Here is a 22469-nt window from a genome sequence, read left to right as displayed (position 1 = left end):
CGCGGGATGCGTTCGCAATGGAGACTTCCGGCGTACGGCAGAATCGCCGCTCGTGATGGCGACTTTTCCGGCGGACCCGGCCGTACCCGGTTCGGTGCTGGCCCGGGCAGCCGACGGCGACCAGGACGCGTTCGCGGAGCTGGTGGCCCCGCTGCGCCGAGAACTGCACGCGCACTGCTACCGGATGCTCGGGTCGACTCACGACGCCGACGACGCCCTGCAGGAGGCGCTGCTGCGAGCCTGGCGAGGACTGTCCCGCTTCGAGGGGCGCAGCTCGGTGCGGTCCTGGCTGTACACGGTGGCCACCCGCACCTGCCTGGACGCGGTGGCCGGCCGGAACCGCCGGGCGATGCCCGTCGACCTCGGCCCGGCCAGCGGGCGGGCCGTGACCGACGACACACCGGTCACCGACGTCGCCTGGCTCGGCCCCTACCCCGACGCCGGCCTGCCCGACTCCCCCGCCGCCCCGCACGCCCGCTACGAGCAGCGCGAGGCGGTCGAGCTGGCGTTCGTCGCGGCCCTGCAACACCTGCCGGGAAACCAGCGGGCCGCGCTGCTGCTCTTCGAGGTGCTGGGGTTCTCCGCTGCCGAGATCGCCGCCATGATGGCCACGTCGGTCACGTCGGTGAACTCCGCCCTGGCCCGGGCCCGCCGGATCGTGGCCGACCGGGTGCCCGAGCCCAGCCAGCAGCGAACCCTGCGCCAGCTCGACGACGCCCGGCTGCGGCAGCTCGTCGACGGCTACGCCACCGCCCTGGAGAACGGTGACGCACCGGCGCTGGTTGCTCTGCTCACCGAGGACGTCACCTGGTCGATGCCGCCGATACCGCACTGGTACCGGGGGCTGGCGGCGGTCACCGACTTCGCCCGGGCGGTGCCGTTGACCAGTTGCGGTCAGTGGCGGCACCTGCCGGCCGCCGCGAACGGCCAGCCCACCGTCGTTTCCTACCTACGGCGGACCGGACAGGGCCCGTTTTCGGCCTGGTCGGTCGGCGTCCTGACAGTGCGGGACGGACGGATCGCCGAGATCACCTCGTTCGTCGGCGTCGAGCACGTCACCAGACTCGGGTTGCCGGCGACACTGCCGGCCACCACGCCACCCTCGACCCCCGCCGGTTGACCAGCGGCTCCGCGAGCGGGAGTCAGGGCCGACGCTGATCGTGTAGACAGGCTGACCGGCACGGATCCGTGCGCAGAGCGTCGTGGCGAACGGCGCGACCGCTCCGGGGTGCGGAGTGACCTGGAGGACAGCGAACGGGCCAGTTCGTGCGGGACTGTCTCCGGTCAGGCAGTGACGGGGCCGCTCGGTTCCGTCCGGCCGGGCTCGGATCCGCGGGCACTCCGGCCCAGGACAGTGTCCTGGGCCGGAGAGGTGTGATGGCTGTCGCTGGTGCCGATCAGACGAAGTTCACGTCGCTGCACCACATGTAGGTCTGGTCGAGGTGGGATGCCTGCCAGATGACGAAGAGGACGTGGTGTCCGGTGTATCCGGAGGTGGAGACGTTGAACCGGATATCCTTGGCCGGCGCGTAGCGGCCGGTCTGGGTGATGAAGTCGAGGTCTCCCCAACCGAGGCGCTGGGTGGTGGGGTTGAACCCGTTCTTGCTGACGTAGACCCGGAAGAAGTCAGCGCCGTGGCTGGCCTGGTCGTACAGGTGGATGGTGAAGTTGCGGCTGACGTTGGTCGTCTTCCACGGTCCGGGCTGGTTCAGGCTGTCGTTGCGGGAAAGGGCGTTGCTGCACAGCTGCCCGTTGGGGGTCGCTCCTTGGAAGTTTCCGCGCAGACCGTCCCGCAGGGCGCTCATCCAGTTCCACATGGTGTCAGGGTTGGCCTGGAATGCCCGCCAGCACATAGGGTCCTGTTGCTGCATGGCCGGGCTCATGTGGTTACTTCCCCAGGTCTTCCAACACTGGTAGGCGCGAGTTGCCGGGCTGACGATGGTGCCGTGGGCCTGCGCCGGGCCGCTCCATGGCAGCACACCGACCACCATGGTGAGCAGCAGTGCAAGCCCTCGGAGGGCCTGGCGGACGGCTGGCCGGGATCGCCGGCCGGATTGATCGGGCTTGGGGGAACGCACGGTGGGTCCTCCATTCTTCGGCGTTCGGAATCAGCATGGGGGTGCCTCCACCAGCATCGCACCGACAAGCCGAGGCATCAACTGTTATCGATAAGTATCGGCGTTGGCCGAGTTGACTGGGAACACTGCCGAGCGCGGTTCAAGATCTGTCCGCTTCGGACCGGTGGAAGATCCGACACCCCCGCGATCAACAATTGACCGATCGGTGGGCCGTCGGCGCCACCGCGATTCAGAACGACAGGATCAACCGGCCCGAGCCGTCGTGCTCGGCCAGCCGCAGTCGGACCGGTGGGCAGGGCCGTTCGGTGTCCGGATCACGAACGACGCAGATCCACTACGGCCAGTGCGGTGGGTGCTCGTCACACAGGTTGAAGATCAACTGTGGAACCGTGCTGTTCCGCTCAGGCAACGCGTCCGCGAACGGTCCAGGCACGGGCGGTCAGCCGGATGGAGCCATCCTCCTCGACCGGCAGCCGGGTGGCGATCAGATCGCGCAGGCGGGCCTGGTGCGGTGCCGGCAGGGAGGCCAGGTATCCCGGGACCGAGCCTTGGCCGCCCAGCAGCGGCGTCCAGTAGTCGTCGAAGTCGCGGAACACGGTATGCACCGTGATGGCGTCGGTCGACACGTCGGTCAGGTCGGCGTCGCGCCACAGGTCGCGCAGCGTGTCCGGATCGCACACCGTCGTGCGGCGCCCCTCGTCACGGGCGGCTGCGGCCGGGTCGAGCTCGATTGCGGCGTCCCAGAAGGTTCGCATCATCGCCATGCCCTCCGCGTAGTCCCAGACGTACGCCGCGGCGATGCCCTCCGGGCGCAGGACCCGCCGGAGTTCTGCGACGGCCGCGCCGGGGTCGGGCACGAAATTGAGCATCAACCCGCCGACCGCGACGTCGATGCTCGCGTCCCCGATCGGCAGGTTCTGGGCGTCACCCACCCGGAACTCTGCCCGGTGGTCACCGATCCGATCACGGGCATGGGCGACGTAGCCCTCGGACTTGTCCACGCCCGTAACCCGCCCAGGATTCGCCGTCGTCAGGATGACCTCGGTGAGGGCACCGGTGCCGCATCCGGCGTCCAACCAGTCAAGGCCGGAAGAGGTTCCGAGGGCCGCAACGAATGCCTCTGCTACGGGCAGGCTCCACCGGCCCACGTACCGCTCGTAGGCCGCCGCGTTGGACCACTGTGTACCTGACATGAGCGCCACTATAGCCATTTGTGACGGTCACTCCGCTTTCGGTTGATCAGACGGTCTCCCGCACCGCGATACCGGCGTACTGCACGCGGCTCCGCCCGGCCGAGCGAGTCACGGGCGGCACAGCAAGGCCGGAGACCAGGGAGATCAGGCCCATGAGGAACCAGCCCGGCTGGCCGAGCTCGATGCCCGAGAAGGTCAGCAGTGCTGGCCCGAGGGATTCGGCCAGCGCGATGCCGAAACCGAACACACCGAGGTACTGGCCGATCGCCTCGGGTGGGGCGAGCACGTTGGATGCCTCGAACCCGCCGGCCGCCTGCCAGAGCTCACCGACACTGTGAATGATGACACCGCCCACGATCAGGGCCGCCCCGATCCAGGCCGACATCCCGGCGGCGGCTCAGCCAGCCGCTGCCAGCGAGCGCGACCGCGTGGATGAGCCGTTCCAGCAGGCGCAACTCCGGGCCGCCGAGTCGAATCCTATTTGGCGTTGAAGTAGTTGGCCTCCGGGTGATGCACCACGATCGCGTCGGTGGCCTGCTCCGGCACCAACTGGAACTCCTCGGACAGGTGCACGCCGATCCGCTCCGCGCCCAGCAGCTCCACGATCTTCGCCCGGTCCTCCAGCTCCGGGCAGGCCGGGTAGCCGAACGCGTACCGGCAGCCCCGGTAGTCGGTGCGCAGCAGGCCGGCCAGGTCCGCCGGATCGTCGTCGGCGACGGTACGCCCGCCGGGCAGGGTCAGCTCGCTGCGGATGCGCCGGTGCCAGTACTCCGCGAGCGCCTCGGTGAGCTGCACGGACAGGCCGTGCACCTCCAGGTAGTCGCGGTACTCGTTGGCGGCGAACATCTTTGCGGTGTACTCGCTGATCGGCTGCCCGACCGTGACCAACTGCAACGCCACCACGTCCAGCTGGTCGCCCCTGGGCCGGAAGAAGTCGGCCAGGCACAGCCGCCGCTCCTGCCGCTGCCGGGGGAACGAGAACCGGGCCCGCTCGGTGTGGCCGTTCTCGTCGAGCACCACCAGGTCGTTGCCCTCCGAGTACGCCGGGAAGTAACCGTAGACGACCGCCGCCTCCAGCACCTTGTCGGCGATCAGCCGGTCCAGCCAGTAGCGCAGCCGGGGCCGCCCCTCCGTTTCCACCAGTTCCTCGTACGACGGGCCCTGACCGCCGCGGGCACCTCGCAGGCCCCACTGGCCGAGGAAGGTGGCCCGCTCGTCGAGCAGTGCCGCGTAGTCGGCCAGCGGCACCCCCTTGACCACCCGGGTGCCGAAGAACGGCGCGGTGGGCACCTCCACGTCGGCGGCCACGTCGGAGCGGACCGAGGCGTCGTCCAGCTCGGGCAACGCCTCCCGTACCGTCGCCCGCTGCTTCTCCCGGCGGGCCCGCCGCGCGGCCAGCGCCGCCTCCCGCTCCGGGTCGACCACGGGCGCCCCGCCGCGCTTGGCGGCCATCACCCGGTCCATCAGGGACAGCCCCTCGAAGGCGTCCCGGGCGTAGTGCACCTGGCCGGGGAACATCGCCCGCAGGTCGTCCTCGACGTACGCCCGGGTCAGCGCCGCACCGCCCAGGAGCACCGGCCAGCGTTCGGCGACCCCGCGCGAGGCCATCTCGGCGAGGTTCTCCTTCATGATGACGGTGCTCTTGACCAGCAGCCCGGACATGCCGATCGCGTCGGCGCGGTGCTCCTCGGCGGCGTCGAGGATCGCGCTGATCGGCTGCTTGATGCCGATGTTGACGACCTCGTAGCCGTTGTTCGACAGGATGATGTCGACCAGGTTCTTGCCGATGTCGTGCACGTCGCCCTTGACGGTCGCCAGCACGATCCGGCCCTTGCCGCCGTCGTCGGCCTTGTCCATGTGCGGTTCCAGGTACGCCACCGCGGTCTTCATCACCTCGGCGGACTGGAGCACGAACGGCAGCTGCATCTGCCCGGAGCCAAACAGCTCACCGACGACCTTCATGCCGTCGAGCAGGATGTCGTTGATGATCGACAGCGGGGTCCGGCCGGTGGCCATCGCCTCGTCCAGGTCGGCCTCCAGGCCGTTGCGCTCCCCGTCGATGATGCGCCGCTTGAGCCGCTCGTCCAACGGCAGCGCGGCCAACTCCTCGGCCCGGCTCGCCCGCGCCGACGCGGCGTCGACCCCCTCGAAGACCTCGATGAACCGCTGCACCGGGTCGTACCCCTCGCGGCGGCGGTCGTAGACCAGGTCGAGGGCGACCTCACGCTGCTCCTCGGGGATCTTCGACATCGGCAGGATCTTGCTGGCGTGCACGATCGCGCTGGTCAGCCCCGCCTGCACGCACTCGTGCAGAAACACCGAGTTGAGCACCTGCCGGGCCGCCGGGTTGAGACCGAAGGAGACGTTCGAGATGCCCAGGGTGAAGTTCACCCCCGGGTACCGGGCGGCGATCTCCCGGATCGCCTCGATCGTCTCCAGGCCGTCGCGGCGGGTCTCCTCCTGCCCGGTGGCGATCGGGAAGGTCAGCGCGTCGATAAGGATGTCCGAGCGGTGCATCCCCCACCGGCCGGTCAGGTCGTCGATCAGCCGGGCCGCGACGCGGACCTTCCAGTCCTTCGTGCGGGCCTGGCCCTCCTCGTCGATGAGCAGCGCCACCACGGCCGCGCCGTGCTCCTTGACCACCGGCATGACTCGGGCGTACCGGGAGCCGGGGCCGTCGCCGTCCTCGAAGTTGACCGAGTTGACCACGCACCGGCCGCCGAGCATCTCCAGCCCGGCCTCGACCACCGCCGGCTCGGTGGAGTCCAGCATGATCGGCAACGTGGAGGCGGTGGCGAAGCGTCCGGCCAGCTCCCGCATGTCGGTGGTGCCGTCCCGGCCGACGTAGTCCACGCAGAGGTCCAGCAGGTGCGAGCCGTCCCGGGCCTGGCTGCGGGCGATCTCCACGCACGCCTGCCAGTCGGCGGCGAGCATCGCGTCGCGGAACGCCTTGGAGCCGTTGGCGTTGGTCCGCTCCCCCACCATCAGCACGCTGGCGTCCTGGGCGAACGGCACGTGGTGGTAGATCGACGACACGCCGGCCTCGGGACGCGGCTCGCGGGCCACCGGGGCGGTGCCGCGCAGCCGCTCGACCAGCACCCGGATGTGCTCCGGGGTGCTTCCGCAGCAGCCACCGACCAGCGAGACGCCGTACTCGGCGACGAACCGCTGCAGGGCGTCGGCCATCTCGACCGGGGTCAGCGGGAAGTACGCACCGTCGGCGGTCAGCACCGGCAGGCCGGCGTTGGGCATCACCGACAGCGGGATCCGCGAGTGCCGGGACAGGTAGCGCAGGTGCTCACCCATCTCGGCGGGCCCGGTGGAGCAGTTCAGCCCGATCAGGTCCACGCCCAGCGGCTCGATCGCGGTCAGCGCCGCGCCGATCTCGCTGCCCAGCAGCATGGTGCCGGTGGTCTCCATCGCCACGTGGCAGATGATCGGCACCTGTTGGCCCAACTCGGCCATGGCTCGCTTCGAGCCAACCACCGCGGCCTTGACCTGGAGCAGGTCCTGGCAGGTCTCCACGATCAGCGCGTCCACACCGCCGGCGATCAGCCCGGCGGCGTTCTGCGCGTACGCGTCGCGCAGCGTGGCGTACGCGGCGTGGCCCAGGGTGGGCAGCTTGGTGCCGGGGCCGATCGAGCCGAGGACGAAGCGGGGCTGCTCGGCGGTGGCGTACACGTCGGCGGCCTCCCGGGCCAGCCGCGCCCCGGCCTCGGACAGCTCCCGGATCCGCCCCTCGATGCCGTACTCGCCGAGGTTGGGCAGGTTCGCGCCGAAGGTGTTCGTCTCGACGCAGTCCGCGCCGGCGGCCAGGTACGCCTCGTGCACACCACGCACCACGTCGGGGCGGGTGACGTTGAGGATCTCGCTGCACCCCTCGAGCCCGTCGTAGTCGTCGAGAGACAGGTCGGCGGCGTGCAGCATGGTGCCCATCGCGCCGTCGGCGATGAGGATCCGGTCGGCCAGCACATCCAGCAACGAAGTCCGCACGGCATCAGGTTAATCTGATGTTCCGGTGTTCCGTCGAGACCCATGAGCGGTCCCACATTGTGTCAACGGAGCAGCACATCCGTTTCGTACCATTTGCCGTGCCGACCGGCGTGGCGGGCCGGCGCGGCCGACGGGCCGCATGGCGCCCCGGGACGTAGGCTGGCGGACGTGAAGGACATCAGCGACGCGACCGTGCGACAGCTCCAGGTCGCGGCGCGGCGCCAGACGCGCCGAGCTGGAGCTGTCGTAGGCGGCCAACCGAGCGGGCACCGGCCGGCCGCCGGCCCCGACGAGCAGGGCGAGGTGACGGCGTGACCGAGTTCGACGGGCTGCCGGTGCTGCGGTCCCCGGTGGCGATCGCCGCCTTCGAGGGGTGGAACGACGCCGCGGACGCCTCCACCGCCGCCGTGGAACACCTGGAGCAGGTCTGGCAGGCCCGCCAGGTCACCGAGCTGGACCCGGAGGACTTCTACGACTTCCAGGTCAGCCGGCCGACCATCAGCATGGCCGACGGCGAGACCCGTCGGATCGAGTGGCCCACCACCCGGTTCATGGTGGCCAGCCCGGAGGGCACCGAGCGGGACGTGGTGCTGATCCGGGGCATCGAGCCGAGCATGCGCTGGCGCACCTTCTGCGAGCAGGTGCTGGAGATCTGCCACAGCCTCGAGGTGGAGCGGGTCGTGCTGCTCGGCGCGCTGCTGGCCGATGTGCCGTACACCCGGCCGCTGCCGATCAGCGGCAGCGCCTCCGACGCCGAGGCCGCCCGGCGCTACCAGCTCACCCCCACCCGGTACGACGGGCCGACCGGCATCGTCGGGGTGCTGCACGACGCGTGCACCCGGGCCGAGGTGGACGCCGTCTCCTTCTGGGTGCACGTACCGCACTACGCCAACAACCCGCCCTGCCCGAAGGCCACCCTCGCGCTGCTGCACCGGGTCGAGGAGGTCCTCGACCTGCCGGTGCCGATGACCGATCTGGCGGAGGAGGCCGCCGAGTGGGAGCAGCGGGTACGCGGCGCCGCCGAGCAGGACGCCGAACTCGGCGAGTACGTCCGTGAGCTGGAGGAACGCGTCGGCGACGCCGGCATCACCCCGCTGACCGGCGACGAGATCGCCCAGGAGTTCGAGAAGTACCTGCGCCGCCGGGGAGGCTCGGCCGGTCCGACCGCCGGCTCCTGGTAGCCCCCTCTTCCGCCTGACCGGGCCCTGGACGGATTGCCCGTCCAGGGCCCGGTCTCGTGTGTCCGGGGTGGCGGCGTCACCACTTCTACGGCATCCTAGGAACCTAGCTGTTCTTGAGGAGGCGGGTGTGCAGATCAACCCGGGGGCCGCCGAGTTCCCGCACCGGCAGATCGCCGCACAGCTCAAGGCCCAGGTGCGCCGCGGCGACTGGGGGCCGGGCGAGCGGCTGCCGTCCATCCCGGCCATCGCCGAGATGTTCGGCGTGGCGAAGCAGACCGTGCAACGCGCCGTCGACCAGCTGCGGGTCGAGGGCATCCTGATCACCAAACCCGGCTCGGGTACGTACGTGCGGGGCACCCGACGCCGGCTCAACCGGCTGTCCCGGGGCCGGTACGGCGGCTTCCGCGGCTACCACACCGACCTGGCCGCCCGATACCGGCAACAGCTCGTCTCCGTCGGACGCGCGCCGGCCCCGCCGGAGGTCGCCGACGCGTTCGGCGTACCCGACGGCACCGACCTGCTCTGCCGCCGGCACCTGGTCCGCACCGACGACTCACCGGTCGAGGTCGGTGCCTCCTGGTTCCTGCCCAGGGACACCGCCGGTACCTCACTGGAGCGGGCCGAGGCGTTCGGCCGCCCGCTCTACCAGGAGGCCGAGGAGGCCACCGGCCGCCGGTACGTCTCGGCCACCGACACCATCAGCGCCCGGCAACCCAGCCGGGAGGAGGCCGAGACCCTCCAGATCCGCCCCGACACCCCGGTACTGCACCTGCTGCACGTCGCCTTCGACGGCGACCGCAAGCCCATCGAGGTCGCCCAGGCCACCTGGCCCGGTCCGATGACCACCCTCACCGAGGAGTACCGCATCCCCGCGCCGGCACCGGAGCCGGACCCCGACCCCGGCCTCGTCCTCGGTTGACCGTCCGGCCCGCCGCGAGCCCGGCTCCGGCTCCGGCTCCGGCTCCGGCTCCGGCTCCGGCTCCGGGCATGATCGACTCTCATTGCGGCAGGTGCTCCGCGAGCCGGACACCCCCACTTGCGCACAGCGGAGTCGATCACAACGACGCCGGGCGGAGCTGGGCAGGCCAGGACCACGGCGGCGCCGGACAGCGGCAGGGCAGGCCAGGACCATGGCGGGCCGGGGCGACGGGCGTGGTGGATCAGAGGCGGATGCCGAGCAGGGCGTCCACCGTGGTGCGGAAGAGGGCGGGTGCCGCCGTGTCGTCGCCCGCGCCGGCGAGGGCTCGGTCGGCCCACGCGTCGGCCAGGGCCAGGGCGCCCGGGCTGTCAAGGTCGTCGGCGAGCCGGGCGCGTACCCCGGCCAGGAACGTCTCTCCGGACGGCCCGGCGGGCGCGGCGGCGGCCTGCCGCCAGCGGGCCAGCCGCTCCCCGGCGTCGACGAGCAGGTCGTCGGTCCAGGAGCGGTCGGCGCGGTAGTGGCCGGCCATCAGCCCGAGCCGGACGGCCATCGGGTCCACCCGGTCGGCCCGCAGCCGGGAGACGAAGACCAGGTTGCCCCTGGACTTCGACATCTTCTCGCCGTTCAGGCCGATCATTCCGGCGTGCACGTAGTGGCGCGCGAACGGCGCCTCGCCGGTGAGCCGCTCCGCGTGCGCGGCGGAACACTCGTGGTGCGGAAAGAGCAGGTCGTTGCCGCCGCCCTGGACGTCGATCCGGTCGCCGAGCAGGTTCAACGCGATCACCGCGCACTCGATGTGCCAACCGGGTCGGCCGGCGCCCAGCTCGCCGCCGGGCCAGGACGGCTCGCCGGCGCGGGCACCGCGCCACAGCAGCGGATCCAGCGGGTCGCGCTTGCCGGCGCGGTCCGGGTCGCCGCCGCGCTCAGGAAAGATCTCCACCATCTGTTCCCGGGTCAGGTTCGACTCGTAGCCGAACGCCGGCACGGCGCTGATGTCGAAGTAGACGTCGCCGGTGCCGTCGTCGAGCCGGTACGCCGCACCGTCCTTGAGTAGTTCCTGGACCCGGTCGGCGATGTCCGGGATGGACTCCACCGCCCCGACGTAGTACGCCGGCGGGATGATCCGCAGCGCCTCCATGTCCTCCCGGAACAGCGCCGTCTCGCGCATGGCCAGGACCTTCCAGTCCTCGCCGTCGCGGGCGGCCCGTTCCAGCAGCGGATCGTCGATGTCGGTGACGTTCTGCACGTACCGCACGGTCAGGCCGGCGTCGCGCCACATCCGCTGCACCAGATCAAAGGTGATCATGGTGGCGGCGTGGCCGAGGTGGGTGGCGTCGTACGGGGTGATGCCGCAGACGTACATGGTCGCGGTGCCGTCCGGCCGGCCCGGGTGGACACCGCGCCGAGCCGAGTCGTACAAGCTCAGTGCGACGCCCGCACCCGGCAGCCGTGGCACCTCGTGTCCCGCCCAAGACTCCATGACCGTCAGCCTAACCAGCCGTCGACCCCCCACGCCGCACCGCACGGGTGATCAAGACGACAGAACTACATGGGCGGCCACGGCATCGCGGGCCAGTCCCGCGAAGGCTGTGGGTAACGGCCGGTTCCCCGCAACCGGTCGATCCGCGCCGCCAGCTCGGCGACCTCGCCGACGGTCAGGTGCTCGGCCAGCTCCTCGCCCAGGTCGCCGGCGACCTGCCCGGCGAGCGTGTCGAGCATCCGCACCGCGTCCGGCGGCAACCGTCGGCCGGCCCAGCCCCACAGGACGGTACGCAGCTTCTCCTCGACGTGGAAGCAGACGCCGTGGTCGACGCCGTAGAGCCGGTCGTCCGGACCGACCAGCACGTGCCCGCCCTTGCGGTCGGCGTTGTTGAGCACCGCGTCGAGCACCGCCAGCCGGGCCAGGCGCGGATCGTCGGCGTGAGCCAGGGCGTACGCGGCGCCATCGTCGTCCCGGGCGGCGGCGACCGGAAACCAGCGCGGCGGCACCGCCTCGGCGGGCACGAAACCGACCAGCGGCTCGGCGTCGGACGGCTCGTCGATCCAGAGCTGACAGGAGCCGGGGCCGAACGGGCCGTCGCGCAGCACCGTCGGCGGGACCAGATCCCACCCGGTGGCCCGGGAGACCAGGTACGCGGAGACCTCCCGGCCGGCCAGGGTGCCGTCGGGGAAGTCCCACAGCGGGCGTTCCCCGCGCACCGGCTTGTAGACGCAGCGGGCCGTCTGCCCGTCGAGGGTGAGGATGCCGCGCAGGGTGGCGTTGGACGCGTCGGCCAACCGCCCCTCGATGTCGAGGTCACCGTCGCGCAGCAACCGGAGCGCTGCGCTGCCGTCGTGGCGGGGCTGCAACTCCGACGAGGTCACCGGTGGTAGCCGTTGTGCCGCGGGCAGAGGTGGCCGGCCGGGTCGAGCGGCTGGCCACAGAGTGGGCAGGGCGGGCGGCCGGCGTTGACCACCCGGCGGGCCCGCTCGATGAACTCACGGGTCGCCTGGGGCGTCAGCCGTACCCGGAGCCGGTCGAGGTCGTCGTCCGGCTCCACGTCCTCGTCGTCGGCGTCGTCGGCGAGCTCGACCTCGGCCTCCGCCTCCCCGGCGGCGATCGCCTCGATCACCACCGTGGCGGTGTCGACGTCGAAGGCCAGCCCCAGGGTGCCGACCCGGAACTCCTCGTCGACCGGGGTGTCCAGCGGGTCGTTGTCGTCGGGCGCGGCCGGTGCCTCGGGCAGCTCGACGCCGAAGCGGCGCTGCGCCTCGGCGAGCAGCTCCTCCAGCTTCTCGGCCAGCAACGACACCTGGACCTTCTCCAGCGCGACGCTGACCAACCGGCCCCCGCCGCGCGCCTGGAGGAAGAATGTGCGCTCCCCCGGTGGCCCGACCGTCCCGGCGACGAACCGCTCCGGCGGCTCGAAAGCGTGCACCTGGTGGGTCATACCCACGACCCTATCGGGAGCGTGGAAGGGACGCGCACCGCACCGACGCGGAATCCGCCCAGGGCGAACAGCGGGGGACGCGCCGACGGCCGGGGCAGCTCAGCCGGCCGCCCCGGCGCCGCCGCCGACCGTGGCGTCGGAGTCGGCCGGTCGCCGCGCCCGTCGGCGCCGCTTGGCCGGCGGGGGCACCAGCGGGGCCAGGTCGCCGCCGGTGTCGTTGAGCCGGACCAGGAAGGGGCGCAGCGGGGTGTAGCGGATCGCGGTGACCGAGGCCGGGTCCGCGACGATGCGCTGGAAAAGATCCAGGTGTACGCCAAGCGCGTCCGCCACGATGGCCTTGATCACATCGCCGTGGCTGCACGCCAGCCACACCGCCTCGGGGCCGTGCTCGGCGGTGACCCGGGCGTCCCAGTCGCGTACCGCGGTCACCGCCCGGGCGGCCATCGCCGCCATCGACTCTCCCTGCGGGAAGACCGCGGCGCTGGGATGTTGCTGGACGACCGGCCAGAGCGGCTCCTTGGCCAGTTTCTTCAGCGGCTGCCCCTCCCAGCTGCCGTAGCCGCACTCGATCAGCCCCTCCTCGACCACCGGTGTCACCTGCGGCAGCGCCAGTTCCAGGGTCTGCCGGCACCGGATCAGTGGGCTGGTCACCACCGCCACCAGCGGCAGCCCGCGCAGCCGCTCGCCGACGGCGCTGGCCTGGGCGCGGCCGGTGTCGTCCAGCTCGACCGGCTGGCGACCGGCCAGCCCGCCGTCGGCGTTCGCGGTCGTCCGGCCGTGTCGCAGAAGCAGAAGGGTCGCCACGGCTCCACCCTAGGGCCTGCGGCGAAGTCCGCGGTCGCGCCGAGGCGGAGTCCGGGCGGCGGACGGCAGGCAGGTCCTTGGCTGCCCCCACCGGTTCGCGGCCCCGGCGTCCTCTGGCGCCGGGGCCGCGAACCGGTGGCTCAGGTGGCGCTGATCGTGCCGGTGAGCAGCAGCGACAGCACCAGCGTGCCGAGCGCCACCCGATAGAGGACGAACACGTACAGGGTGTGGTGGGCGACGTAGCGCAGCAGCCAGGCGATGGCCGCGTACCCGACGGCGAAGGCGATCACCGTGGCCACGACCATCTGCGCCACGGTCGGCACCGAGGTGCCCGGCGCGGCGGGCTCGAACACGTCGCCGATGCTGAAGATCCCCGACATCACCACCGCGGGGATGGCCAGCAGGAACGAGTAGCGCGCCGCCGCCTCGCGGGTCAGGTTCAGCAGCAGCCCCGCGGTGAGCGTACCGCCGGAGCGGGACACCCCGGGCACCAGCGCCATCGCCTGGGCGAAACCCATCACGACGCCGTCACGCAGCCGGAAGTTCGCCAGGGTCCGGGTCTGCCGGCCCCAGTACTCGGCGAAGGCCAGCACGAACGCGAACACGATCAGCGTGGTCGCGACGACCCACAGGTTGCGGGCGGTTGCCCGGATCTGGTCCTTGAACACAAACCCGAACAACCCGATCGGGATCGAGCCGACGATGACGTACCAGCCCATCCGGTAGTCGAGGCTGGAGCGCACGGAGCGGTCCCAAATGCCGACCAGCCAGGTCCGGGTGATCCGCCAGATGTCCTTGGCGAAATAGATCAACACCGCCGCCTCGGTGCCGAGCTGGGTCACGGCGGTGAACGAGGCACCGGCGTCCTGGTCGAAGAAGATCGCGGAGGTGATCCGCAGGTGCCCCGACGAACTGACCGGCAGAAACTCGGTGAGCCCCTGGACGATGCCCAGGACGATGGCCTCGACCCAGGTCACTCGCCGACCCCCGACAGGTCGAGGGCCTCCGCGACGGTCCGCAGGGTCTGCACACCGCTGTCCCGGTCGGCGACGAAGAGGGTCACCGACAGGGTGCTCACGCCGGCGGCGGCGTACTCCCGCATCCGCTCGGCGATGCGCTCCTTGGGACCGAGCAGCGAGGTGCGGTCGATGAACTCCATCGGCACCGCGGCGGCCGCGTCGCGCTGCCGCTTCGCCAGGTACAGGTCCTGCACCTCGCGGGCGGCGTCACCGTAGCCCATCCGGGTGGCGAGCTGGTTGTAGAAGTTCTGCTGCCGGCTGCCCATGCCGCCGACGTAGAGGGCCGCGTACCAGCGGACCAGCTCCGCGCAGGTGGCGATGTCGTCGCCGACGACCACCGGCACAGCCGGCACCACGTCGAAGCCCGCCAACTCCTTGCCGACCTTCGCCCGGCCGGCCCGTACCGAGGCGAGCTGCTCCTCGGCGAACTCGGGGGCGTAGAAGACGGCCAGCCAGCCGTCGGCGATCTCGCCGGCCAACTCCAGGTTCTTCGGACCCACGGCGGCCAGGTAGATCGGGATGTGTTCGCGTGGCGGGTGGAAGCCCAGCCGCAGCGCCTTGCCCGGCCCGTCGGGCAGCGGCAGCGTGTAGTGCTCGCCGTCGTACGCGACCTCCTTGCGGGCCACCGCGAGCTTCACGATGTCGACGTACTCCCGGGTCCGGGCCAGCGGCTTGGCGAACCGTACGCCGTGCCAGCCCTCGGAGACCTGCGGCCCGGACACGCCGAGGCCGAGCCGGAACCGGCCGCCGGAGAGCGCGTCGATGGTGGCCGCGGTCATCGCGGTCATCGCCGGGGTACGCGCCGGGATCTGCATCACCGCGCTGCCCACGTCGATCCGCTCGGTCTGGCCGGCCATCCACGCCACCATGCTCGGCGAGTCGGAGCCGTACGCCTCCGCCGCCCACACCACCGAGTAGCCGAGCCGGTCCGCCTCCTGGGCGAGCGCCAGGTGATCGGCGGGTGTGCTCCACGCCGTCTGGTATCCGAGGCTGAGCCCGAGTCGCACTGGTCCTCCCCCATCCGCGCCACAAGGTCGCATCAGGGTACGCAATGACGGCGGCGGCCCCGACGCCCGGCTCACCCAACCTCCGGGCGGACGGACCGGTCGGGTGGCGACGGTCGGATCGCCGACGCGGCGGGCAGACATGACGGGAGCGAGGATGTCCGTGACGGCGGGTTCGAAATAAGGTTCACCCATGCAACAGCGACCGCTCGGCCGAAGCGGGCTGGCGGTTTCCCGGCTCGCGCTCGGCACCATGACCTGGGGTCGGGACACCGACGCCGACGACGCGGCCGCCCAGCTGAAGAGTTACCTCGACGCGGGCGGCAACCTGGTCGACACCGCCGACGTGTTCGCCGACGGGGACGCCGAGTCGGTGCTCGGCTCCCTGCTGGGCACCCTGGTACCCCGCGACGAGGTGCTCATCGCCACCAAGGCCGGGCTGCGTCCGGGCAGCGGACGACGCCGCGACGGTTCCCGCGGGCACCTGTTGCGTACCCTGGACGCCTCGCTGCGCCGGTTGGGCACCGACCACGTCGACCTGTGGCAGGTGCACGGGTACGACCCGGACACCCCGTTGGAGGAGACCCTGGCGGCGTTGGATCACGCGGTGGCCAGCGGCCGGGTCCGCTACGTCGGGGTGTCGAACTTCTCCGGCTGGCAGACCGCCCGGGCCGCCGCCTGGCAGGCCGCCTGGCCGGGGCGGGCCCCGGTGGTCGCCGCTCAGGTGGAGTACTCGCTGCTGGAGCGGGGCGTGGAGCGGGAGGTGCTGCCGGCCTGCGCGGCGCTCGGGCTGGGCGTGCTGCCCTGGTCGCCGCTGGGCCGAGGGGTGCTGACCGGCAAGTACCGCAACGGCCGACCGGCCGACTCCCGGGCCGCCTCGGCGCACTTCGAGCGGTTCGTCACCACCTATCTGGAGCCACGCTGCTCCAGCATCGTCGAGGCGGTGGCCATCGCGGCGGGTGGCCTCGGCGTGTCACCGCTGGAGGTGGCGCTGGCCTGGATCCGTGACCGGCCCGGGGTGACCGCGCCGATCCTCGGCGCGCGGACCGTGGGGCAGTTGCTCGGCGCGTTGCAGGTGGAACGGATGACCCTGCCGGAGGAGATCACCACCGCGCTGGACGACGTCTCCGCCGTGCCGGTCGGCTACCCCGAGCGGGACGGCTGAGCTCGCCCGCCGGTCAGTCGGCTGCCGGCCGCTGCCCGGGGATCTCGCGGACAGCGGCGAGGAAACGGTGCTGGTCGTCGCGGAGGGTCGGATTGACCACCCGGATCCAGGAACCGTCGTCGAAGTGGATCGTCATCGGGAACTGCGCCACCCGCATCGTCCCGTGGTCGCAGTCGATGCGGGTGATCCGCTGCCGCGCGACGCTCCACAACAGCCTCGGCTGACGCCGGTCGGGGCGCCCCTCGTCCGGGCGGCGCCCCATCCGCAGCAGGTGCAGATGAGTGTCGGTCACCGCGAGCGGGGTGCCGGTGTAGCGCTCCAGGAACAGCAGCAGGCTGCCGGCGAGGGTGGCGAGGTCGCCGCTGAAGGCGTACCGCCGGCGGTAGGCGATCTCGGCGAGCTGGTCGGCGAGCGGCCGGTGCCGGCTGAGCCGGAACAGCGCCCGGAACGCCTCCTGTTCGTCGGTCAGCGGCAGCACCGGCCGGGGCGGCTGCGCCGTGGCGTCGGACGGCGATGCGTCGACCTCGCGGGTGACCGCCTCCGGGGCCCCCGCCGCCAACGCGGCAGCCCGGCCCGGCAGCAGCAACACCCCGGCGGCCAGCCGCACCGGTGTCATGACAGCCTCCACCCAGGCCACCGGGTTGACGATGTGCAGCAGCCCGAACAGCACCCGGGGATCCAGCGCGTCGGCCACCTCGGCCCCGACGTGGTCGGCGAACTGGCTGCCGGCCCGGTGCGTCTCGTCGACCCGCACCGGTGCCAGACCGACATGACGCAGCTCCTGGCCGGTCACCAGCGGCGCGACCAGGGCCCGCTCCGGTTCGTCGGAGGTGCGGAACTCGTCGCGCAGGGCGCGAGCCCGGTCACGAGCCACCCGGGCACCCTCGCGCACCGCGTCGCCGAAGCGCCCCAGTCGTCCCCAGGCACCGCTCACGCCGCTCCTCCTCGCTGCCGGGTCAGCGACCCGCCGGCTCCTGCGCGGCGGGCGGCTGACCGAAGACATTCTGGTCGATCCAGTCCGCACCGTCGCGCACCGCGTCGCCGACCTGGTCACTGACCAGGTCCGCGCCCGGCACGGAGAGACCGGTGACCACCGCGGTGGTGCCCCAGGCCACACCGTGCACCACCGAGTTGGGCACGTTCCACGGCAGGTTGGTGGCCCAGTCCCGGGCGATCATCCGGCCGCCGTCGGCCATACCGTGCGTGCGCAGCGCGCCGGCCCGATCCAGCGCGCTCATGTCGAACGGCGTCCCGCTCTTGCCGAGCTTGAAGTGACCGTTCGCCGGGTCGGTCACCTTGTGGTACCACTTGTCGGCCTTGCCGGCGGCACGCCGCTTGTCGATGGACTTCTGCCCCTTGCGCAGCGCCCGCTGCTTGTCGACCAGCTTGTCGAGGTGGTTGCGCAGCCTGCGCAGCTGGAACATGACCCGCTGGAGCAACCGGATGACCTTCTGCAGGTGGGCGGCGAGCGGGCGGATCACCTTCAGCGCCCGGGCGAGCACGATCATGCCCCGGGTCACGGTGACCGCCAGCCCGGCCGCCCAGGAGGCGCCCGCCGTGAACGGCGCCATCACCAGCGCGGTCACCAGGGTCACCAGCATCCAGTTGACGAACTCGACGCAGAGGTCGACCAGCACGTCGTGCACGGTCTGGAGGCCGTCGGCGACACTGCGCAGGTACTCGGCGGTGGCGGTGAACTGCCCCGCCACGTCCAGCAACTGCTGTTCGACCTCGGCCAGCCGCCGGCCGTACGCGTCACCGGCGTCCGAGCGCCAACCGGGCTGCTCCGCCTCGCGTACCGCGCGGTGCCCCATCGCCAGCTCCCGGACCTGCCCCGCGAGAACATCCCACTCGGCGGCCCGGGCCCGCAGTGCCGCCGGCTCGCCGTCGACCATGTCGACCAGCTGGATCAGCGGCCAGGCCAGCGTGCGGCAGACGCTGTCGACGACGGCCTCCACCCCGGACAGCGCGTTGTCGATGCCGTTCCACAGCTCGACGGCACTGCCGGCCGGCCCGCTCACCGGCCCATCCGCTCGTGCACGGCCCGGAAGCCGGACTCGATGCCCTGCTCGTTGCGCTCGTAGTTGTCCACCGTGGAGGCGAGGGCGTCACCGACCCGGTCGAAAGCGTCCTGGCCGGCGCGGAACAGCGCCGTGCCGTCGGACACCTGCTCGGCGTACGCGCCACGCAGCATGTCACTGACCACGGGCAGGCGCCCGAACGTGCTGTCGGGCAGGTCGCCGGCCGCGACCACCCGGGCCTCCATCGCCCCCATCGCCGCGGCGACCCCGGCGGCGGCCGCCTGCAACCGCTTCACCGCCGCCACGTCCACTTCGATGCCCGCCGCCACTGCCGTTCCTCCCCCGTCTCCGATGCGGGACGACGATACGATTCCCGGGCCTCGACCGCCACCCCGGCCGAGGTGATCACAGGGGGAGGACGAACGCATGACGGATCCGCTGTCCGGGTTGGAGGCGCTGGCCGGCCGGCTCGCCGACGTCGAACGCCGGTTCGCCGGGGTGCAGGCCGAGCTGGACGAACTGGCCGGCACCGGCGTCGACGAGACCGGGCTGGTGTCGGTCACGGTCGACGCCGCGGGTGAACTCACCGATTTGACCTTCCAGCCGACGGCGCTGCGGTACGGCACCGCCGAACTGACGGCGATGGTGCTCCAGGCGTACCGGCGGGCGCGCTCGGCGGCCGGTGAGCGGCTCGCCGAGCGCACCGACGGCCTGACCGCGCAGTTGGGCACCGGCCTGACCGAGCTGTTCGGCCGGCCGGGGGACTTCTCCGCCCTGGGCCGCCTCGACGAGGCCGCCGCCCGGCTGGACAGCCTGGACGCGCGACTGCCGCGACCGCCGGCGTGACCGGCCCGACCTGGCCCCAGATCGCCGTCCGGCTGCACGACACGCTGGCGGCCTGCCGGCAGGACACCGATCTGGAACTGACCGCCGGGCCGCGCCGGCTGCGGCTGGCGGTCCGGCGGGACAGCGTCTCCGGGCGCTGCCCGGCCTACGACCCGTCGCGCCTGGCCGAGCTGGGCTGGCGCCCCGCCGGCGACGGCGACGACTGGCGCCAGGAGACGCCCCGCACCGCCGAGGCGTTGCGCTGGTGGGGCGACTTCGCGGCGGACACCGCCCGGGCGGTGCTGACCGCCGATCCGGCCGGGCTCGCCTGCCGTGTGCTCACCCCGGACGGCGTGGTGCCGCCGGCCCCCGGATCAGCCCCGGACGGCGGGGTGCCGCCGGCACTCCCGGACAGCCACCTGTCGGACGCCGCGCCGGGCCGGCGTCGGGTGGCCAACCCGTCGGTCTCCGCCGGGGCTGCCGGGACCGCCGTCGCCGACCGGCTCGCGCGGGCTGCGGCCGCACAGGACCTTCCCGGCTACCTCGGGGCGTTCGCCGGCGGCGCGGTGTGCGTACCGCTGGCCGGTGAGCCGTCGCCCGAGCGGGACTTCCCCTGGGTGACCGTCCACGACGCCGGTCAGGCCCCGCTACTGCCGGTGTTCACCACCGCCGAGGCGCTCACCGCCTTCGTCGGCGTCGGAGTGCCGTTCCTCGCGATACCGGCGGCCGAGCTGCTGGCCGCCTGGCCGGACCCGGCGTGGGGGCTCGCCGTCGACCCGGGTGCCCCGCACGGGCTGACGCTGACCGCGCCGGCCCTGACGGCACTGCTGGCCGCCAACGACCTCGACGCCGCCCAGCCGGCCGGGCCGACCGGGGAGGACCGGCCCTCGCCGCCCGCGCCCACCGCCTGACCATCTGCCCCGCCACCCCTCGGAAGCCGGGCCCCGGCAGCGGACGCCCGCGCCGGGGCCGACCGGCCCCACCCTGCTCGGGGGTACGCCCTGCCCGACGCGCGCCGCGTCGGACCCGGTACGCCGGGGGTGGTCCGACCGGTGCCGCGGGAAGGGTGGCGGACAGGCCCAGGGCTGGGCAGCATAGGGCACATGGACTACGAATACGCGCCGCTGAGGTTGCCGCCGAACGTCGACCGGGTGACCGCCGCGGCGCAGTTGGCGATCCAGGCCGAGTTCTCCGGATGGGAGTTGGCCCGGGTGCGACTGTTCCGGGACGGGACGCGGCAGGTCGTGCTGCGTCGTCGCCGGGTCGCCCAGCCGCAACCGGGCCTGTCGTACTGAGCGCGCCACCTGACCCTGGCGCGGGTGCCTGACTAGTGGGCGTGCCCGGCGTGGTCGTGGTCGTCCTCGTCCAGGTAGGGATGCTCGTCGAGCCGCCCCACCAGGCGGTCGTCGGCGGCCGGCTGGAACGGGCCCACCGGGTCGTCGTCGTCGAACGACTCCAGGTCGACCGGGGTACCGACCTCGCTGACCATCACCACCCCGTCGAGCGGCTCCAGCTCGGGCACGTCCAGGGCGCTCAGCGAACCGTCACCGCTCTGCAGCAGCTCCAGCACCGCCTCGCCGACCCCCTCGACCGGCGCCGGCTCGTCGGATTCCGGGGTGCCCTCGCGGCGGGCCGCCTCGGCGACCCGGATCAGCGCCGAGACGCTGGGCACCCGGTAGTCGCGGCGCTGCCGCACCGAGATCACCTGCGGGTGCGGGTCGGTGGCCTCGACGCCCTCGACGCCACCGAACCGCTCGTCGGCCTCGTCCGGGTCGATCGCCTCCACGTCCCAGGGTGTGACCTCGCCGAACGCGTCGAGCAGCTGCTCGTCGTAGGCGTACGACGCGTTGTTCAACGCCACGTACGCCTGCCAGACGTCGTCGTCGTCGATGCGGCCCTGGGCGGCGCGCACGGCCGCCAGGTGGGCCCGAGCGGCGTCGATCACGCGCTCGAGTGCGGCGTCCAGCTCACCGTGCTGGTCGGTCATGAGGTGATCCCTTCGCCAATGGGGCAGGCTGCGACACCGGACGGGTCAGCAGGCGCGCAGGAACCGGTCCAGAACCCGCACGCCGAACTGTAGTCCGTCCACCGGTACCCGCTCGTCGATGCCGTGGAACAGGGCGGAGAAGTTGAGGTCGGGCGGCAGGCGCAGCGGGGCGAACCCGAAGCAGCGGATGCCGAGCTGCGAGAACGCCTTCGCGTCCGTGCCGCCGGAGAGCATGTACGGCACCGGCCGGGCGCCCGGGTCCTCGGCGCGCAGTGCCGCCGACATCGCCGCCACCAGGTCGCCGTCGAAGGTGGTCTCCAGGGCCGGTTGGCGCTGGATGTACTCGATGTCGATGTCCGGGCCGACCAGCTCGCGCAGCTGCTGCTCCAGCAGCTCCGACTGCCCGGGCAGGCTGCGGCAGTCGATGGTGGCGGTGGCCCGGCCGGGGATGACGTTGTCCTTGTAGCCGGCGGCGAGGCGGGTCGGGTTCGCGGTGCTGCGGATCGTCGCCCCGATGATGTTGGCGATCGGCCCCAGTTTCGCGATCGCGGTCTCCGGGTCGTCCGGGTCCAGTTCCACGCCGAGGACCTCGGAGACCTCCGTGAGGAAGGCCCGGACGGTGGCGGTGACGGTCACCGGGAAGCGGTGCCGCCCGATCCGGGCCACCGCCTCGGCCAGCGCGGTGACCGCGTTGTCGTCGTGGATGAACGAGCCGTGCCCGGGGCGGCCCTTGGCGTGCAGCCGCAGCCAGTCGATGCCCTTCTCGGCGGTCTCGATGAGGTAGAGCCGGGTGGCCTCGTTGACCGAGTAGGAGAAGCCCCCCACCTCGCCGACGGCCTCGGTGCAGCCGTCGAAGAGGTCCCGGTGCCGGCGTGCCAGGAAGTGTGCGCCGTAGTCGCTGCCCGCCTCCTCGTCGGCGGTGTAGGCGAGCACGATGTCCCGCGACGGGCGGACCCCGGTGCGCTGCCAGTGCCGCACCACGGCCAGCACCATCGCGTCGAAGTCCTTCATGTCGATCGCGCCCCGGCCCCACAGGTAACCGTCGCGGATCTCGCCGGAGAACGGGTGCACCGACCACTCGTCGGCGTCGGCGGGGACCACGTCGAGGTGACCGTGCACCAGCAGGGCGTCGCGGCCCGGGTCGGTGCCGGCGATGCGGGCCACCACGTTGGCACGCCCCGGCGCCGACTCGTGGATCTCGGCATCGACGCCCACCTCGGCGAGGCGCTGCGCGACGTACTCGGCCGCGCGGCGCTCGCCCACGCTGGTGGCGTTGTCCCCCGTGTTGGTGGTGTCGATGCGCAACAGGTCACGGCAGAGCTCCACGACCTCGTCGGTGGGGTCGGGGAG

22 protein-coding genes are annotated in these 22469 nt (G+C 72.4%); 7 read left to right on the top strand and 15 right to left on the bottom strand.

What is annotated here, in order from left to right; all coding sequences use genetic code 11:
• The first annotated feature begins 55 nt into the window (after window positions 1-55).
• Entirely contained in the window at window positions 56-1120 is a 1065-nt protein-coding gene (locus E1166_RS12155; protein WP_132338504.1) for a sigma-70 family RNA polymerase sigma factor, read from the top strand.
• Between the two features lie 277 nt (window positions 1121-1397).
• Here the strand turns inward: E1166_RS12155 and E1166_RS12150 are convergent, their stop codons facing one another.
• The 4 genes from E1166_RS12150 to metH all read right to left on the bottom strand — a co-directional run bounded on the left by E1166_RS12150 (window position 1398) and on the right by metH (window position 7264).
• A complete protein-coding gene (locus E1166_RS12150) occupies window positions 1398-2078 on the bottom strand; it encodes a lytic polysaccharide monooxygenase (protein WP_207914190.1) in 681 nt (226 codons plus the stop codon).
• Between the two features lie 401 nt (window positions 2079-2479).
• Complete coding sequence (locus E1166_RS12145; RefSeq protein WP_132338502.1) at window positions 2480-3271, bottom strand: class I SAM-dependent methyltransferase; 792 nt, start codon at window positions 3269-3271, stop codon at window positions 2480-2482.
• A 46-nt stretch (window positions 3272-3317) separates the two neighbouring features.
• Window positions 3318-3656 (bottom strand): hypothetical protein, encoded by a 339-nt coding sequence (locus tag E1166_RS12140; protein WP_132338500.1) that lies wholly within the window; start codon window positions 3654-3656, stop codon window positions 3318-3320.
• A gap of 92 nt (window positions 3657-3748) precedes the next feature.
• Window positions 3749-7264, bottom strand: a complete 3516-nt coding sequence (gene metH, locus E1166_RS12135) for a methionine synthase (protein WP_207914186.1) — start codon at window positions 7262-7264, stop codon at window positions 3749-3751.
• Window positions 7265-7575: 311 nt separating this feature from the next.
• On the opposite strand from metH, the gene E1166_RS12130 reads away from it, so the two are divergent.
• Window positions 7576-8445: a PAC2 family protein gene (locus E1166_RS12130; RefSeq protein ID WP_132263692.1), complete on the top strand. Its 870-nt coding sequence runs from the start codon at window positions 7576-7578 to the stop codon at window positions 8443-8445.
• Between the two features lie 127 nt (window positions 8446-8572).
• Window positions 8573-9364, top strand: coding sequence for a GntR family transcriptional regulator (locus E1166_RS12125; protein ID WP_132263694.1), 792 nt, complete (start codon window positions 8573-8575; stop codon window positions 9362-9364).
• Window positions 9365-9605: 241 nt separating this feature from the next.
• Here E1166_RS12125 and mshC read toward each other — a convergent pair whose 3' ends face one another.
• From mshC to E1166_RS12095, 6 genes are all read right to left on the bottom strand, one after another.
• Window positions 9606-10844: a cysteine--1-D-myo-inosityl 2-amino-2-deoxy-alpha-D-glucopyranoside ligase gene (gene mshC, locus E1166_RS12120; RefSeq protein WP_132338498.1), complete on the bottom strand. Its 1239-nt coding sequence runs from the start codon at window positions 10842-10844 to the stop codon at window positions 9606-9608.
• Window positions 10845-10909: 65 nt separating this feature from the next.
• Entirely contained in the window at window positions 10910-11728 is an 819-nt protein-coding gene (locus E1166_RS12115; RefSeq protein ID WP_132338496.1) for an SCO1664 family protein, read from the bottom strand.
• The gene (locus tag E1166_RS12110) at window positions 11725-12294 is read right to left on the bottom strand and encodes a DUF3090 domain-containing protein (RefSeq protein ID WP_132263701.1); all 570 of its coding nucleotides are present in this window, start codon (window positions 12292-12294) and stop codon (window positions 11725-11727) included. The genes E1166_RS12115 and E1166_RS12110 overlap by 4 nt, the downstream gene beginning before the upstream one ends.
• Window positions 12295-12393: 99 nt before the next feature.
• The gene (locus tag E1166_RS12105) at window positions 12394-13098 is read right to left on the bottom strand and encodes a histidine phosphatase family protein (protein ID WP_132338494.1); all 705 of its coding nucleotides are present in this window, start codon (window positions 13096-13098) and stop codon (window positions 12394-12396) included.
• A 140-nt stretch (window positions 13099-13238) separates the two neighbouring features.
• Window positions 13239-14075 (bottom strand): undecaprenyl-diphosphate phosphatase, encoded by an 837-nt coding sequence (locus tag E1166_RS12100; RefSeq protein WP_132263706.1) that lies wholly within the window; start codon window positions 14073-14075, stop codon window positions 13239-13241.
• Complete coding sequence (locus E1166_RS12095; protein ID WP_132338492.1) at window positions 14072-15124, bottom strand: LLM class F420-dependent oxidoreductase; 1053 nt, start codon at window positions 15122-15124, stop codon at window positions 14072-14074. The genes E1166_RS12100 and E1166_RS12095 overlap by 4 nt, the downstream gene beginning before the upstream one ends.
• Before the next feature lie 190 nt (window positions 15125-15314).
• Here E1166_RS12095 and E1166_RS12090 point away from each other — a divergent pair, with 190 nt between their 5' ends.
• Window positions 15315-16286: an aldo/keto reductase gene (locus tag E1166_RS12090; protein WP_132263711.1), complete on the top strand. Its 972-nt coding sequence runs from the start codon at window positions 15315-15317 to the stop codon at window positions 16284-16286.
• 13 nt (window positions 16287-16299) lie between these two features.
• Here the strand turns inward: E1166_RS12090 and E1166_RS12085 are convergent, their stop codons facing one another.
• The 3 genes from E1166_RS12085 to E1166_RS12075 are packed head-to-tail and all read right to left on the bottom strand — an operon-like array spanning window position 16300 to window position 18636.
• Window positions 16300-17220, bottom strand: a complete 921-nt coding sequence (locus tag E1166_RS12085; RefSeq protein ID WP_132263713.1) for a hypothetical protein — start codon at window positions 17218-17220, stop codon at window positions 16300-16302.
• Window positions 17221-17242: 22 nt separating this feature from the next.
• Window positions 17243-18307, bottom strand: a complete 1065-nt coding sequence (locus E1166_RS12080; RefSeq protein ID WP_132338490.1) for a hypothetical protein — start codon at window positions 18305-18307, stop codon at window positions 17243-17245.
• Window positions 18304-18636 (bottom strand): hypothetical protein, encoded by a 333-nt coding sequence (locus tag E1166_RS12075; protein WP_132338488.1) that lies wholly within the window; start codon window positions 18634-18636, stop codon window positions 18304-18306. Before E1166_RS12075 ends, E1166_RS12080 begins: the two co-directional genes overlap by 4 nt.
• A 97-nt stretch (window positions 18637-18733) precedes the next feature.
• Between E1166_RS12075 and E1166_RS12070 the strand changes: the two genes are divergently transcribed.
• The 3 genes from E1166_RS12070 (at window position 18734) to E1166_RS12060 (ending at window position 20427) form a co-directional block, all read left to right on the top strand.
• Window positions 18734-19153: a YbaB/EbfC family nucleoid-associated protein gene (locus tag E1166_RS12070; protein ID WP_132338486.1), complete on the top strand. Its 420-nt coding sequence runs from the start codon at window positions 18734-18736 to the stop codon at window positions 19151-19153.
• A complete protein-coding gene (locus E1166_RS12065; RefSeq protein WP_132338484.1) occupies window positions 19150-20043 on the top strand; it encodes an SseB family protein in 894 nt (297 codons plus the stop codon). Before E1166_RS12070 ends, E1166_RS12065 begins: the two co-directional genes overlap by 4 nt.
• Before the next feature lie 192 nt (window positions 20044-20235).
• Window positions 20236-20427, top strand: coding sequence for a DUF5703 family protein (locus tag E1166_RS12060; RefSeq protein WP_132271135.1), 192 nt, complete (start codon window positions 20236-20238; stop codon window positions 20425-20427).
• Window positions 20428-20459: 32 nt separating this feature from the next.
• Here E1166_RS12060 and E1166_RS12055 read toward each other — a convergent pair whose 3' ends face one another.
• Together E1166_RS12055 and E1166_RS12050 are read right to left on the bottom strand one after the other, a co-directional pair.
• On the bottom strand, window positions 20460-21119 hold the full coding sequence (locus tag E1166_RS12055; RefSeq protein ID WP_132271134.1) for a hypothetical protein: 660 nt from the start codon (window positions 21117-21119) through the stop codon (window positions 20460-20462).
• A gap of 45 nt (window positions 21120-21164) precedes the next feature.
• A partial coding sequence (locus E1166_RS12050; RefSeq protein ID WP_243710313.1) for a M20/M25/M40 family metallo-hydrolase occupies window positions 21165-22469 on the bottom strand: 1305 nt, incomplete at its 5' end.

The sequence above is a fragment of the Micromonospora sp. KC213 genome, from assembly GCF_004348325.1.
Lineage (GTDB): Bacteria > Actinomycetota > Actinomycetes > Mycobacteriales > Micromonosporaceae > Micromonospora.
This window is presented reverse-complemented; position numbering and strand designations above follow the sequence as displayed.

Bases quoted from the DNA above. Each gene is read 5' to 3' on its own strand.
- E1166_RS12145 (WP_132338502.1), bottom strand. From the start codon at position 3,271: ATGTCAGGTACACAGTGGTCCAACGCGGCGGCCTACGAGCGGTACGTG.
- mshC (WP_132338498.1), bottom strand. From the start codon at position 10,844: ATGGAGTCTTGGGCGGGACACGAGGTGCCACGGCTGCCGGGTGCGGGC.
- E1166_RS12110 (WP_132263701.1), bottom strand. From the start codon at position 12,294: ATGACCCACCAGGTGCACGCTTTCGAGCCGCCGGAGCGGTTCGTCGCC.
- E1166_RS12090 (WP_132263711.1), top strand. From the start codon at position 15,315: ATGCAACAGCGACCGCTCGGCCGAAGCGGGCTGGCGGTTTCCCGGCTC.
- E1166_RS12060 (WP_132271135.1), top strand. From the start codon at position 20,236: ATGGACTACGAATACGCGCCGCTGAGGTTGCCGCCGAACGTCGACCGG.
- E1166_RS12155 (WP_132338504.1), top strand. From the start codon at position 56: ATGGCGACTTTTCCGGCGGACCCGGCCGTACCCGGTTCGGTGCTGGCC.
- E1166_RS12070 (WP_132338486.1), top strand. From the start codon at position 18,734: ATGACGGATCCGCTGTCCGGGTTGGAGGCGCTGGCCGGCCGGCTCGCC.
- E1166_RS12055 (WP_132271134.1), bottom strand. From the start codon at position 21,119: ATGACCGACCAGCACGGTGAGCTGGACGCCGCACTCGAGCGCGTGATC.
- E1166_RS12140 (WP_132338500.1), bottom strand. From the start codon at position 3,656: ATGTCGGCCTGGATCGGGGCGGCCCTGATCGTGGGCGGTGTCATCATT.